Annotated in this window: 10 protein-coding genes and 4 pseudogenes; 12 read left to right on the top strand and 2 right to left on the bottom strand. The window is 30.7% G+C overall.

The window, feature by feature from the left end:
* Positions 1 to 16: 16 nt before the first annotated feature.
* Positions 17 to 199, bottom strand: coding sequence for a hypothetical protein (locus HMPREF2637_RS00080; RefSeq protein ID WP_070838871.1), 183 nt, complete (start codon positions 197 to 199; stop codon positions 17 to 19).
* 650 nt (positions 200 to 849) lie between these two features.
* On the opposite strand from HMPREF2637_RS00080, the gene HMPREF2637_RS00085 reads away from it, so the two are divergent.
* From HMPREF2637_RS00085 to HMPREF2637_RS00120, 9 genes and pseudogenes are all read left to right on the top strand, one after another.
* Positions 850 to 1,242 (top strand): helix-turn-helix domain-containing protein, encoded by a 393-nt coding sequence (locus tag HMPREF2637_RS00085; protein ID WP_070838872.1) that lies wholly within the window; start codon positions 850 to 852, stop codon positions 1,240 to 1,242.
* Entirely contained in the window at positions 1,214 to 3,067 is a 1,854-nt protein-coding gene (locus HMPREF2637_RS00090; protein ID WP_070838873.1) for a P-loop NTPase fold protein, read from the top strand. The genes HMPREF2637_RS00085 and HMPREF2637_RS00090 overlap by 29 nt, the downstream gene beginning before the upstream one ends.
* 87 nt (positions 3,068 to 3,154) lie before the next feature.
* Positions 3,155 to 4,015: an ImmA/IrrE family metallo-endopeptidase gene (locus HMPREF2637_RS00095; RefSeq protein ID WP_070838874.1), complete on the top strand. Its 861-nt coding sequence runs from the start codon at positions 3,155 to 3,157 to the stop codon at positions 4,013 to 4,015.
* An 8-nt stretch (positions 4,016 to 4,023) separates the two neighbouring features.
* A pseudogene (locus tag HMPREF2637_RS00100) lies at positions 4,024 to 4,422 on the top strand (helix-turn-helix domain-containing protein); the annotation flags it as partial.
* Positions 4,423 to 4,557: 135 nt separating this feature from the next.
* A pseudogene (locus HMPREF2637_RS10680) lies at positions 4,558 to 5,038 on the top strand (DNA polymerase); the annotation flags it as partial.
* 53 nt (positions 5,039 to 5,091) lie between these two features.
* Positions 5,092 to 5,396 (top strand): annotated as a pseudogene (locus tag HMPREF2637_RS11410) (hypothetical protein).
* Positions 5,389 to 5,707, top strand: a pseudogene (locus tag HMPREF2637_RS11415) (DUF5960 family protein). The pseudogenes HMPREF2637_RS11410 and HMPREF2637_RS11415 overlap by 8 nt, the downstream one beginning before the upstream one ends.
* An 82-nt stretch (positions 5,708 to 5,789) precedes the next feature.
* Positions 5,790 to 6,428 (top strand): ApaLI family restriction endonuclease, encoded by a 639-nt coding sequence (locus HMPREF2637_RS00115; RefSeq protein WP_083320390.1) that lies wholly within the window; start codon positions 5,790 to 5,792, stop codon positions 6,426 to 6,428.
* Positions 6,428 to 7,636: a DNA-methyltransferase gene (locus HMPREF2637_RS00120; RefSeq protein WP_070838875.1), complete on the top strand. Its 1,209-nt coding sequence runs from the start codon at positions 6,428 to 6,430 to the stop codon at positions 7,634 to 7,636. Before HMPREF2637_RS00115 ends, HMPREF2637_RS00120 begins: the two co-directional genes overlap by 1 nt.
* 1,058 nt (positions 7,637 to 8,694) lie before the next feature.
* Here HMPREF2637_RS00120 and HMPREF2637_RS00125 read toward each other — a convergent pair.
* Positions 8,695 to 10,503 carry a DUF262 domain-containing protein gene (locus HMPREF2637_RS00125; protein ID WP_070838876.1) on the bottom strand — a complete coding sequence of 603 codons (1,809 nt, stop codon included), beginning with the start codon at positions 10,501 to 10,503 and terminating at the stop codon, positions 8,695 to 8,697.
* 605 nt (positions 10,504 to 11,108) lie between these two features.
* On the opposite strand from HMPREF2637_RS00125, the gene HMPREF2637_RS00130 reads away from it, so the two are divergent.
* The 3 genes from HMPREF2637_RS00130 (at position 11,109) to HMPREF2637_RS11420 (ending at position 13,727) form a co-directional block, all read left to right on the top strand.
* On the top strand, positions 11,109 to 11,792 hold the full coding sequence (locus tag HMPREF2637_RS00130) for an EcsC family protein (protein WP_070838877.1): 684 nt from the start codon (positions 11,109 to 11,111) through the stop codon (positions 11,790 to 11,792).
* Between the two features lie 245 nt (positions 11,793 to 12,037).
* On the top strand, positions 12,038 to 12,817 hold the full coding sequence (locus HMPREF2637_RS00135) for a hypothetical protein (RefSeq protein WP_070838878.1): 780 nt from the start codon (positions 12,038 to 12,040) through the stop codon (positions 12,815 to 12,817).
* On the top strand, positions 12,807 to 13,727 hold the full coding sequence (locus HMPREF2637_RS11420) for a ribonuclease D (RefSeq protein WP_256315550.1): 921 nt from the start codon (positions 12,807 to 12,809) through the stop codon (positions 13,725 to 13,727). Before HMPREF2637_RS00135 ends, HMPREF2637_RS11420 begins: the two co-directional genes overlap by 11 nt.
* The last annotated feature ends 164 nt before the right edge of the window (positions 13,728 to 13,891 follow it).

Here is a 13,891-nt window from a genome sequence, read left to right on the forward strand (position 1 = left end):
AGCAAAAGAAAAAGAGTTAAGCCAATTGCTTCACTCTTGAATAATAGTGGGTAAATAGTTTGCGTTTAAACTGTCGACTATAGAACTGAATATCACCACTAGGATAGTTATTCTTACGAGCTTCTTGGACTAAATGATCGAAGTCAAGAAGAGCTTGTGCATAGAGTTTAGCTTGTAGTTTAGGTGAGTAGCTAAACATACCATGGGTGAATTCATAGTTATCGTATAGGCGTTTACATTGTAATGCGAAAAAAGTTTGTCATAGTGTTCTCCTTTATTGTAAGCGTAAAAAAGCTACTAAGATATAAAGAAGACTTAGTAGCTTGAGAGTAAGTCTATCTCAAAAGATAGACAGCAGTAAAGAAAAGTTGTTTGGTTGGAAAGATCCCTCTTTCCACGGTGGCAACGTTTAGCAAGGTGCTTTGCGTCAATTACCATCGCTTGCCCGGCCAATCTCTTTAGGTAGTCATTGTCACACCCAAGGGATTCTCTTACGCATTCTTGCGTAACCAGTTCACTTTACTATTCGGCAAAAGTGCTAATGGTCCGAAATGCGTGGAAGCCCACAAAATACTTGTTTTTATCTTCACTTCAACCATAAAACGGACTTGACTTTACTTATCAAAACAATTACAATAAAGGTACGAAGTTTATGTGTTGTTTGATAGTCAGTCCTCTGGTTGTCAGACGCACTTTTTATTTAGTTGTCAATGATCATAATGCTGAAAGTTAGGCGTTATTATTTTTAAAACCGATATAACCATCAGCTATATTTAAATTATATAACCAACGGTTATATATGTCAAGGGATAATTTGAAAAAATGGAAAATATTTTTTAGAGGTTTAACATGGAATTTTCGGAACGCTTAAAAAGCCTTAGAAAACAAGCAGGATTGACCCAAGTGGATGTGGCAGAAGAACTAGGAATTTCGCAACCAGCTTATGCTTCATGGGAACGTGGAGTCAAAAAACCTACACAAGAAAATCTAGTCAAGATTGCACAAATTTTAAATGTGTCAGTTGACTATTTAGTAGGTAATTCAGAAGAAAAAGCTGATGAACTAGATAATATTGAATTTCTTTTCCGTATGAACTCCAAAGGTCTGACTAAAGAAGAGAAAGAAATTTTCAAAAAAGAATTGATTGAGTTTATGGAGGAGAGGAAGAAGGCATTCAAAGGGGAAAAAAGCCAACGTGGAAAGTTAGATAAAAATGAAAAATATTCCAAAGATAATTATTAATACTTCTGAGGCTGAAAAGAAATTTTGTGAAACAGTAATAAGAAAGGCTACTAATGATACTTCTGAGGCTGAAAAGAAATTTTCTAAAACAGTAAGAAGAAAAGCTACTTACAAAACTTATTTTTTTAATGGGGCTTGGGGTAGTGGAAAGACTTCTTTTTTAAAGAAAAGTGAAGAATATCTTAAAAAAGGATGGAAAGTAAGGTACCTAAAACTGTGGGAAATTAGAGATGAAAGATCAGTTTTTGAATTAGCTTTAAAAGGGTTGTATCCATGGTTAAATATATTTGTAAATACATTGGCTATTTCTTCTATTATTATTTCTATACTACTCACACCAGTAATTAATCTTGGACTGGAAAGTAGTCTTTCTTCGACTTTTAAGATATTTTTTGTCATTATTGGTTTATTCGTTGCAGTTTATAAGGCATTGAATTTAAAAACAGATTATATATATATGAGAATGTTAGGATTTCTTACAAAATGGGTAAAGAGGATTCTAGTAATAGATGATTTTGATAGGGTATCAAAAGAAAATCAACTTGAGTCATATAAGTTATTTAATGTAATACATGGTAATATTCCCATTGTTTTTATTGGGGATTGGGATAAATTATCAGATAGCAAAGATAATATGCTAACTGATAGATATTTGAGTAAATTTGTTGATAGGAAAATCGAGCTACCCGTATCTCTTAGTTCGTATGATTTGTCAAAATCATACTCTAAAGAAATTTTAGATACTTATGGAGGGTTAGATCCTTTAAAACGAGAGCAATTTGAGATATTTTTAAATAAATGTTTTATTAGTGATCGTTATTCTTTGAGAGAACTTCACAATTTTATTGAGTTTTTAAATGATGAATTGAAAGAAAAAAAAGGAAGTGTACAGGAACATCAATTTATAATTGTTTTATACTTATATGTATTTGAACACCATTTATATAGTCAATTAATAAAAAATTATAAGATATCTAAAAATATAACAACATTTGATGATACTACGGATGACTCTGACACAAATCAACACTTTATTAAAGATTTATTGTTTAACAAATATAAGGATACTTTCCCTCAGAATTTTTCAGATAATCCAATATCCTATTTTATACATGATAATATAAGAAACTTATCCGACGAAGAAGCTGACACTATATATAAAGAATTACTAGATAATCCAGATAGTTACCTATCTAACGCTGATAAAGAGGGTGAATTTTTATTGTATCTGAAAAATAAGAACATTGAAGAATCAGATCAAGACAGCATAGTAAACATAATTTTAAATACAATAGATAAAGATGAATATTTTGAATTAAATAAAGGACTATACACTTGTGTAACTAATTCAGTGGCACTTAAAAATGGACCAATTGACACGTTTAAACAACGGACATTTGATTTTTGGGAGGAAAAACTAAAAGATTATTCTGTTGGGAAAAAATGTCATATATATAGAAAAGTCAATGTGTTTGCTCATTTTTATGATAATTTAAAAAAACAAGCAAAAAATTATATAGATTCCTGTATTCAAAATGATAATGGGAAAATTGATTATCCAGCTGATGTAGCATACTTTTTGGTTGGGGGAGATTATGAAAATGTAAAAGAATCAGAAGTTGATCTGAACAAGATATATGAAAAAATGAATGAAAAGGATATATTAGAATTTTTAAAATACTTAAAAATTTATAGACAAGGGTACATTTTGACTGCATTTAATTCATCGGGACAAACAATTGATTTATCAGATATTCTTAATCCGATTTTAGAAAAATTTAGTAATTTAAATGAAATATTATATCCCCCTAAACCCAGATCTTAGTGGACAATCGTCCACTTTTTTCATACAGCAAACTCAACCAAATAAGTTTAGTTGATTGTAATTTATACTTAAAGGAGGTTCTATTCATTGGATGAATTTTATACAAGAGTAAGTAAGTCTGCAAAACATGTGTTATACCAGTACATGAAGGATAACGATATTTCATTATTAAATTATAATTTCAATTACTTCTTTCAACATTGTATTCAAAAATATCAAATTCAAGTAATTAGTCATCACTTCTCAAATCACAAGATTGAAGGATTAACTGTTATTGATGAATTAGGTATTAGTTTTTCTTATGAAAAAGATAACCCAAAAGTAAAACAAAATTTCACACTTTGCCATGAACTAGGTCATTTCATTCTTAAACATGATGGAAGTTATTTTGCAGAATCGATTGACAACCAAGAGAACTTGCTAGAACGAGAAGCAAATATTTTTTCTGCTATCGTATTAATGCCTGACATTGTTTTGTTGTCTAAGATCTATTATAATTGCGACACCTTTCAACACACTCAAAATAGCTTGGATGTTTCGAAGCAGGCATTATTCTTTCGCCTCTTGGACTTTCTCCGAGGATATTATCCTAGTAAAGATAATGAAATCAAACAAGCAGTTGAGACCTATATTGAAGGGAAGAATGCTTCTATTTTTCGTTTGTTTCATGATATTAGAGAACAAATTATCGAGGAGTTCAATCAGTTTCAACCTTCCCTTATTAATCAGATTAAGCAGAGAGTTAAAAAAGTAGGCTTTACAACGAGTCTAGAATACCCAGATTTATTGAATCAAGATAACTGGAAAGCAATCAAGGAAGAAAATATTAATTTAAAAACATGGCTTATTTATAATAAAGGGAAGTCGATTGCGTATGTTTGGGATAAAGAAAAATTCTCAGATGAAGAGGCAAGAAAAAAGGCAGAAATACAGTTACTATTAATGTGAGGTGAACTATGTATCAACCAGAAAAACTAAAAGCTCGTAGAAAAGAGCTAAAAATGACTCAAAAAGATATTGCGGATCAATTAGGAATCAGCTATCAAGCCTATTCTGCATGGGAACGAGGGATAAAAGAACCATCCAAAGAGAAAGTAAAACAACTAGAACAAATACTCAAAGTAACAAAAGGTTATTTTACAGAAATTGAGATTGTTCGTCTGTATAATACATTGTCGAATAAAGGTAAAAATCAAGTAGTAGAATATGCACGTGACTTGGTGCAAAAAGAGAAAACTCAACAAGTAATATCAGTTTCAGAAAATTTCTATGAATATCATGTTTACGAAAAGATGTCTGCCGATATTGGGGCGTCAGTTTATGATGATCGAAACTATGACATTGTTTATTTCAATTAAGGACCTCGTTTTGTGTGATGAGTAGAGCAGATAATTCAAACAGACTTATCTTAGCTTCCTCTCCAATTTTCAAGAAAGTCTTTGGAAAATCGAACGTAGGGCGAAGCCATGGTTTACCCTTTTATATTTATACTAGGAATTTCTCAAATCTTGCCTAGGGATTATGCCAAACAAGTTGAAATTGAATTGATTTTAAGAGAAATAGCAGAGTAGGTAGCCATTCGATTGAGAAGAACTCATAAGAAGTGTTGTACGGTTTCCATCTCCATAGGCTTTTCAAGGAATGAAATGAAACGACCTATCCAGACTCAGATGAAGTTAGAGCCGACTAATAATACAGATGTAGTCATAAACTACGTATTGAAGTTATTTCACAACAAATACACTTCGGGAGCTATCCGAAGTGTAATCTTATGGATTAATTTCACTCTTTGATGATGTTGACAAAGTAGAAAAAGAAGAAAGGCTCCAGACAGTGATTGACTCTATTAGAGATCAGTTTGGTTTCACCTCGTTACTAAAAGTGAATGCACTTGATAGTGCATCAAGAAGTATCGCTAGAAGTAAACTGATAGTAGGTCATTCAAATGGAGGATTGGATGGATTAAAATGATTGACCGTTCATATCTACCATTTTAATCAGCAAGAGAATATCAAGATCTTGGTATGTAAAAATGGATGGGATTTGTCTTGTATGAGCATACGACATCACTGAGTGAAGAACGTAATCGAGTTGACTTATCAACCGACTTAAGAAAAGTTCAAAAACTTTTGTTAATTTATCAACTCTATGTTAGACAGCTAAAAAGACGATTCACCGTCAAACATAACGCTCAAAAAATCACGGTTATAGGTGAAGTCAGAGAGTTATCAAGAAAAGAAATATCCGTCAAAACAAGTGACGGATATAGATTAGTTCAAGTTGATGATATTCTACAATTCACCTCTTAGAGGAAGTAGCATATGAGTAGAAAAGAACTCTATGAAAATAAGTTGCAGATAGACTATTTTTCTGATGACTATATCTGATTCGAAGAAGACTTCCAAAAGATCTCAGCAATGGATGTTCCATTGACGTTTTTAATTGATGACACACTTCGAACAATGGTTATTAACCAGAAGAATGATTTCAAACTGAATAAAGAGAATGCCAAAAATGAAGGATCATTATTTTTATTTTGAGGTAACAACTAGTCATCCTAATTCTTTTAGGAAGTTTACGTATTTAATAGTTACGGGTTATAGAATATATAACCGAGAAAAGGTGTCCAAAAAGGATTGATAATCATCTATCTAAATTTTTAGGTATATGTTTTACTGAATCATGGTATAATGTAACAATGAATTATATAGGGGTGATTGCAATGGATATTAATGAAAAAATTGAAAAATTAGCAACTCAATATAGCAGTAAATTGGATAAACAGGTGCAAAAAAGAGTTAAAGAGATGGAAGATGATGATAAGAGTCACTATCTGATTTATAGAGTTTTGGGAATTTCTTTTGAAGAGGGTGAAAATATTGATTTATATCAAAATAAAGGCCGTTTTTTATATAAGTATGCGGGATCGTTTTTAGAAGAGGCTGCTACACTATGTTTTGTGGAAAAATTTGGTGAGGAAAATGCAAAGAAAGTTAAGATTCCAAACACTAGAGGAGAACGTCCGAAAACTTTTGAAATAGATTGTTTAATTGAAGAAAGAGAAGCATATGAGATAAAGTGGCGTGATGCTACAACTGATGGAGACCACATAACAAAAGAGCATACTCGAATCAAAGTGGTTAATGACAAGGGGTATACTCCAGTTCGACTAATGTTTTATTACCCCAATAGAAAGCAAGCGATAAAGATTCAACAGACGTTAGAAACACTTTATAAAGGAATCGGCGGTCAGTACTATTATGGAGACTCAGCTTGGGAACATTTAAAAGATAAAACAGGGATTGATTTATTAGCAATTTTACAAGAAATTGCAGAAAAGAATAGTGGGGCTAAGAAATAATGGAAGTAATACAAGGTGATAATTTAGCAATTTTAAAGAACCTAGATGCTGAAAGTGTTGATCTAATATATATGGATCCACCTTTTTTTACTCAGAAAACGCAAAAATTGACAAACAAGAGTAATAAAGTTTACTCCTTTGAAGATAATTGGGATTCAATAGATTCTTATAAGTTATTTTTGAAAGAGAGAATACGGGAATGTAAACGTATATTAAAGAAAACAGGAAGTATTTTTGTTCATTGTGATAAAAGTGCGAATCATCATATTAGATTAATACTTGATGAAGTATTTGGTGATGAAATGTTTCAGAGCGAAATAATCTGGAGTTACAAGAGATGGTCGAATTCAAAAAAAGGATTATTAAATAACCATCAAAATATCTATTTTTATTCTAAAAGTAAGCAATTTAAGTTTAATACTATTTATACAGAGTATTCATCGACAACTAATATTGATCAGATATTGGTTGAGCGCCAACGTAATTCAAATTCAAAAACAATATATAAAGTAGATGAAAGTGGCAATTATGTTCTTGCTAAAGAAAAAAAAGGAGTACCCTTATCGGATATATGGAATATTCCTTTTTTGAATCCAAAAGCCAAAGAACGTGTAGGGTATCCAACACAGAAACCAATTTTATTATTAGAACAAATAATAAAAATAGTAACTGATGAAAATGATATTGTTTTGGATCCATTTTGCGGTAGTGGCACAACATTAGTTGCAGCAAAACTTCTTGGAAGAAGATTTATAGGAATTGATTCTTCTGCAGAAGCAGTAGAAATTACAAAAAGCCGATTGAATAATTTGATTAAAACAAATTCGAATATACTACGAAAAGGAATTAAAGCATATAACAATAAAACTGATCAAGAAGAAACTTTATTGAAGACGTTGAAAGCTAGGGTAGTACAGAGGAATAAAGGTATAGACGGATTTTTACCTAATCATTTTCGTGGGAAGCCAATTCCAATCAAGATTCAAAAAGAGTCAGAGTCATTAATGGATAGTATATCTCTATTAGAGAAAGCAATACAGAAAAAAGAATTGGATCTTGGAATAGTGATAAAAACTCATGAAGATAATGCACTCTTTGATTTTGATGATATCCCAGATAACATTTTGTATTTAGACCATTTTCAGCTCATTATTGAACAGTGGTTAAATGATAGTGAGCATGAATCTAAAGCGATAAGGCATCTATAAAATTAGTTTTTTTCATATCCCCTAGCATTTAGCATAACTTATACATTTGCGAATTGTAGGATCATCAGTTTCTTAGTCAGTCGTAGACAGATTTAAAGCAATAAATAACATAGTATGCTTTGTCTCATCCTAAGTATGGGAAAGTAAATAGCGATATTTTCTGTCCATCGATAGTACAGTATCTTTTTTCATAGTTTTCCTCCGTTTTCTCTATTCTAAACTATATTCAAAGAGTTATATTAGTAACTAATAAGAGTTAACTGATTATTTAGGAATTTTTCCAGTTTCAATTCCACTTATCCGATCAGATTTTACAAAAAAGGTAGAGTTTGAATTGAAATACAGTGTAATATACTGCATTTGACAAAAAGAAAAAACGCTTGAAATCAGCGTTTTTATTATGTATTAATTCATATTGAATACTTACTTTCAGTAACAATAAAATGAATCAGAATTTACTTGTTATAGCTATTTTTCTGTAAGGCCTGTTTATGTGATTTGGTACCTTTTTGATAATACTGACGCTCAACACCTGTCACGTTCACAGTAAACATGCCATCTTTGTATTTATACTTGATTGTTGAATCAGAAGTATTGCTACCTGTGAGATCTAATGTACTATTTTCTTTGTTGATTGTAAAATTATCATCTTCACCATGCTCTGTAGTACCTTTATCTCCCTTTATTGTAAAGGCTAATTCATTTCGCTCGCTTGAAATCCAATAATAGTCACCGTTAATTGAATTAAGTGACTTGGAAGTACAAGAAACTAAAGTTATAGTAGAGATCAGTTATAGTATGATACTAGTAATTTTCTTCATTTCAATTACCTCCTTACTTTACTGCATTTTATCAAATATATGTTACAGAATAAATACGTCATTTTTATTGTAACAGAAACCTTTCTTTCGAGAAAATAGTTATTTTTCGGAAACTTATTAAATGATGGGGACGATACAAATAGATAAACGTATCCATAATTGTTACTAAACAGAAAAAACCACTTTAGTTGGTAGTAACAAAATATGTGTTATCAGCTAAAGTGTTTTGTTAAATTTCTATATATTCAAAAATTTTTCTCTTGATTCTTTTGTATCTTCCATTTTGAAAATCTTTATAAAATCAAGATAGTCTGAAAGTCGTTCTTCCGGGATAAATGTTAATAATTCTTCAATATTAGCTTCAGATTGGTTCAGGCCCCAGTCTTTCAGTATTTCAACTAATTCATCTGAAATACGAATATCACGTTCTCTAATTTCATCAAGTCCCCAATTGTTGTTATTTTGAGTAAGATCGAGTAATATACCAACTTTGGATTTCCTGTAGCTTTCTTTTTTCTTAGCAAAGTATCCGTTGCTTGCGATAATATTGAGCTTCTTTTCAAAGGGAATTTTATTTCCAATATGTTCAACTAATTCTTTCACTTCAGATTCGGAATTCGTTGGGAAATAACTTGATTGCCATTTTTGAGGAAGAATATGCTCAATCTCCCATTTTTCCGGTAGTAATTCTGATTGATGTTGATAAGCTATGATCTTTAATATCATCCTTACTGTATTACGATGCGCAGTTTTAATTTTATCTGACAATTCTTTCTCATCAATTTGGCCGAAATTGAATTTGGGTTGTGCTGAGTTAATTATTTCTGCATTTAAATTCAAGATTCCAGTTTTAACGGCATTAATTGTAGGTGTTATGATGTATTTTGCCGATAGAACTGCTAATAATCTTTTTAAAAAAATAAGAAAGTCATCTTCAAATGTATCTTTGTAATGATAGTGTAAGTAATAGATGACAACAGGATATTTCCAAAACTCATTAGGATAAGAGGTCAAAGTATCCAAAGTTTGTTTTATTTCAATATTTTCGGACCATTTTTCATTTTCTAGTAAGACTCTATTATTTATCACAATCCACAAATTTAAAATAGCATTTAAATTTTGCATTAAATCTTGTGAGTACAGTTTTTCGAAATTATTTTTTGCATAATATTTTCTAATACCAGGAGTGGTTGTCTTGCGATCGTTTTCATTTGCTCTCAAGTAAAACATATAGTAGTAAAACAACTTTTGAATACTTTCCCCAGCATTTGTAGCTTGTTCATCTAGTTCTTGCCAGAGTTCTATAAATTCCTTTTTTTCATCTGAATTCAAGTGATTATAAATTTTTGCTTTAAAAATATCGGCATCTGATAATGCTAGTCCTCTATCGTTTAGAGTTGAAAAAATAGTTAGTGCTGTTTCTTGACTATCGGCTGTAATAGGAAGAAGAATAGCTTGATTTAATATATTACTGATGAAGTTATAAAAGGACAATGGATTATCTACAGCATATTCATTAACAAGTTGCTGGAGCAATCTATAATTTTTAGCATAGTTACTATTTGATTTTTCATCTGCTTTTCCAGAGACTAGTATATTAGCAAATTCTTGATTTCCTTCCTCTCCCATAACTCGGGAACTAATAAGGATTTCATTAAAGTTAACTACCCCTGTAGTTGGATTCTGTTTCCAAATTGTTGGTTCGATTTGACTTTTCAAGAAATTAGTCTCAGGACCGCCACTTTCTAATTTAGTATAGATAGCTCTCAACAGCAAAAACAGGCTTGTAATACGCTGTTGCCCATCGATTATTTCCTGTTCTTTATTATCATTTTCATATGAAACTATTGTGCCAAGAAAGTAAGTATTATTTTCATCTTCTGTTGTATTGAGTGTGTATTCAGTTAGATCATCGAATAAAACTTGGATTTGTTCGTCTGACCAAGCATATGGTCGTTGATATTCAGGAATAATAAATCTTTTATTCTTTCCAGTCTCTAATAGTTGTTTGACGCTTCTTTTGTCAACATTTATTGATGTAGTCATAGAAGAAATTCCTTTGATTAGTTTATAATATAGCTAATTATATCAATTTTTTAGTTTTCTTTCTAAGAAATATCTCTTTTTTGGAAACTTAGTATTTTAAATAAGAAAAGAATTATTGGATAACTAAAAATTGAATGATGTAATAATCTAAATATGTATAATTACTAAAAAAATAATTTGCTCTTGAAGAGGCATACTATATTATACTCCTCTTAATAATGTTGATAGTTGGATTTGTAACATTAGTACCTGATAAGTTAAATGTACTATTTTTTCTATTACCTGTAAAATTTTCAGCTTAACCATGCCTATAATACATTTATCTTCTTTTAATATTCACCATCTAGAGACTTGATTTGTGAAGAATGGCAAGCAACTAAAATAATAGAGCTTCTTAGAAATAGAAACAGAATAACAGTTTTTTATTTTATAACCCCTCTAACGAAGAATATTTTATCATATTTAATATAAATGTATCTCTATAAGAGAAAAGTCGAGTGAAACATACTTTTAAGATATTTTTACAAGGATAGAAAAAATATCTTAAAAGTGGTACAATATTCGAAAATATAAAAAATTTAGAATTTATACTGAGGATTAAAATTATGGTAAGTAAAGCCAGTGTCTCACAGCAAGATATCATGAATTTTCTAGATGATTCTTATAAAAAAATATTAAATGGCGTTCCTATGATTAGTAAGCCAATCGATAGTTTTGCAGATGATTATTTAAGTAAATATGATTCCAAAGAAAAAGCTTGCAAAGAAATGTTAAACAAACAAATGATAAAATGTACCACGTCAGGAGTTGTTAGTGGATTAGGAGGTATTATTACTTTGCCAGTTGCAGTACCTGCCAATATTGCGAATGTGTTATATGTGCAGATGCGTATGATAGCTTGTTGTGCATATATGGCTGGGTATGATTTAAAAAGCGATCAAACCCAGACATTAGTTTATGCTTGTTTAGCTGGTGTTGCAGTCAATCAGATATTAAAGAAGGCTGGAATTAAGCTAGGAGAAAAAGTAGCAATAAAGATGGTGGAGAAAATCCCTGGGAAAGTACTTATTTCGATTAATAAGAAAATCGGTTTCAGATTAATTACTAAATTTGGAAATAAAGGGATTGTTAATTTAGGGAAATTAGTTCCAGGTGTAGGAGCTGTAGTCGGTGGCGGTTTAGACTATTTAGAAACAAAAATTATTGCAGAAAGAGCATATAAATGGTTTTTTGAAAATAATTTTGATGAAAAAAATAGTAATATAGAAACAAAGAGATTACAGAATTAAGAAATCATCTTCACTACAATGATTCTTAGAATGAAAAATACTTTAAATATTTTACTGAGCCAAATAGTTGGCTAAATAAAATATTCAAGGCATTTCGAATTTATTATACGAGATGCTTTTTGTGTTTATGCGATTTCGTTCTAAAAAATACTAATAACAATAAGTGAGACATTTCATTTGTGTATTTTCTAGTTTTGCCGTAATAAGAAATAGTAGTTAGAGAGTTTCTAAAGGAGTTTACAATTATGGGTACTGTTATATACAGAACAAAAAAATTCGCACCCTACGCTAAGTACAGTAAATATTGGAATGAGTATGTTCAGGAGAGGGATGAAATTATTAAATATGTTTATAATAATGTTAAGTATCCAGATCGTGAATTAAGAAATACGACAACCCATCACGAAAAAGATAGATGGACAATAGGAGATGACGATTTCCCTGATTGGTTATATCAATATGTACATTCTTACGGATTATCTAGCGAAGGTAAGAGAATTGTAAAACAATGGAGAGTGAAGAAATACCTTGCTGATATAGAAAACCATAAAGAACAGGGACACTATGTTGATGAAGAACAGAAACTAGTTGTTACTAACCATGAGGTCAAAATTTTTAACGAGTCTACAGAAATCCCTCAGTGGATGGATATCACTGGATTAGTGAAAGAAGCATATAATCGAACTCGTATTTCACCTAAATTTATGGAATCTGTGAGGAATAAATTCGAAGATGGTGAGATAAATTATGACAAATTACAGTCGATGGCTACTAAAAATGAAGTAATAAAGAAACAAAGAGAAAAAGAAAAAAAAGAGAAAGAAGAAGCTGAAATATTTGGTCGACTGTTTGTAAAACTTCGCAAGAATTTGGTTGAAGTAAAGTCTAAACTAAGCCAAGAAGCAAGTGAAGATATTGATTTTCTTATTGGATTAATAGATGAATCAGAGATAAGTCGTACTAGTTATTATTATTTATATAAAGAGGCTCAGGAGATTATTTTAAAGGGAAAAGATGGACAGTGAAATGGCCTACGTGGCTAGAATACATTTAAAGAGAAACAATGATAATGTTAGAAAAGAATTAATTGATTTTTGTTTAAATGGTTCTAAACAGTATCTAGCACTTGGCTGGAGTAGATTAAGTAGTGATATTAAAAAAGATGATTTTCAAGGATACTACAATCGAATAAAAGAAGAGAGAGGTAGAGCAAACTCTGCAATAAATGTTTTTAGAGATACAAAGGCTGATGATCTATTTTGGACACGAGACTTAAATGGAAATTATTGGATTTGTAGGGTAAGGTCACAAGTTGAGGTAGTATGTGATGAGTACTTGGATATTGGAGCAATCATACCTGTAGAGGCTTATAATATTGGAATGCAAGTTCCAGGTCAAATCAAATCTTCTTTCAATAGACCTCGAGGAGGAACAGTTGAAAGAATTCATGATGAAATAATAATAGAATACTCAAAGAAGATTTTCAATCAGATGTCAAAGAGTGAATTTTATAAGGTTATTCCATTTGAGGGCAGTCTTCTAGATAATTTACCAGATTTTGATTTAGAGGAACTTGTTATTTCCTATCTCCAAATAAAAGAAAACTACTATGTTCTATCCAATTCAATTGCAAATAAATCTACTACTATTAAGATCGAGTGTGAAATGATTTCGAGGGATGTTGATAACCCTAGAAAAGCAGTAGTTCAAGTGAAGGGGAGAAAAGCAAAAGAACTTGATGCATTAGAGTTTAAACAATATGTTGAGAAAGGATATATAGTCTATCTATATGCACCACTAGTAATTAATCTAGATCAGCTTAAGAATGTAGTTCGGATAAGAGATAAAGACTTATTGGATTTCTATAAGAACAATAAGTCGATTCTTCCAGCATCTATTACTCAATGGGAAGACTTGTTTATTGATGTTATATAATGAATAAGGAGACATCACCTTTAATTAAAAAAAGGTAGAGTAAAAGGTAGAGTTTGAATTGAAATACAGTGCAGTATACTGCATTTTGCAAAAAGAAAAAACGCTTGAAATCAGCGTTTTTCTTTTGTATTGATTCGTATTGAAACCTTATTTAACCTCAGTAA

Origin of the sequence: Streptococcus sp. HMSC065H07 (assembly GCF_001837325.1) — a bacterium.
Taxonomy (GTDB): Bacteria; Bacillota; Bacilli; order Lactobacillales; family Streptococcaceae; genus Streptococcus; species Streptococcus salivarius_H.

Excerpts from the sequence above, each read along its gene's own strand:
- HMPREF2637_RS00125 (WP_070838876.1), bottom strand. The coding sequence starts at position 10,503 with ATGACTACATCAATAAATGTTGACAAAAGAAGCGTCAAACAACTATTA.
- HMPREF2637_RS00115 (WP_083320390.1), top strand. The coding sequence starts at position 5,790 with ATGGATATTAATGAAAAAATTGAAAAATTAGCAACTCAATATAGCAGT.
- HMPREF2637_RS00130 (WP_070838877.1), top strand. The coding sequence starts at position 11,109 with ATGGTAAGTAAAGCCAGTGTCTCACAGCAAGATATCATGAATTTTCTA.
- HMPREF2637_RS00085 (WP_070838872.1), top strand. The coding sequence starts at position 850 with ATGGAATTTTCGGAACGCTTAAAAAGCCTTAGAAAACAAGCAGGATTG.
- HMPREF2637_RS11420 (WP_256315550.1), top strand. The coding sequence starts at position 12,807 with ATGGACAGTGAAATGGCCTACGTGGCTAGAATACATTTAAAGAGAAAC.
- HMPREF2637_RS00090 (WP_070838873.1), top strand. The coding sequence starts at position 1,214 with ATGAAAAATATTCCAAAGATAATTATTAATACTTCTGAGGCTGAAAAG.
- HMPREF2637_RS00135 (WP_070838878.1), top strand. The coding sequence starts at position 12,038 with ATGGGTACTGTTATATACAGAACAAAAAAATTCGCACCCTACGCTAAG.
- HMPREF2637_RS00080 (WP_070838871.1), bottom strand. The coding sequence starts at position 199 with ATGTTTAGCTACTCACCTAAACTACAAGCTAAACTCTATGCACAAGCT.
- HMPREF2637_RS00120 (WP_070838875.1), top strand. The coding sequence starts at position 6,428 with ATGGAAGTAATACAAGGTGATAATTTAGCAATTTTAAAGAACCTAGAT.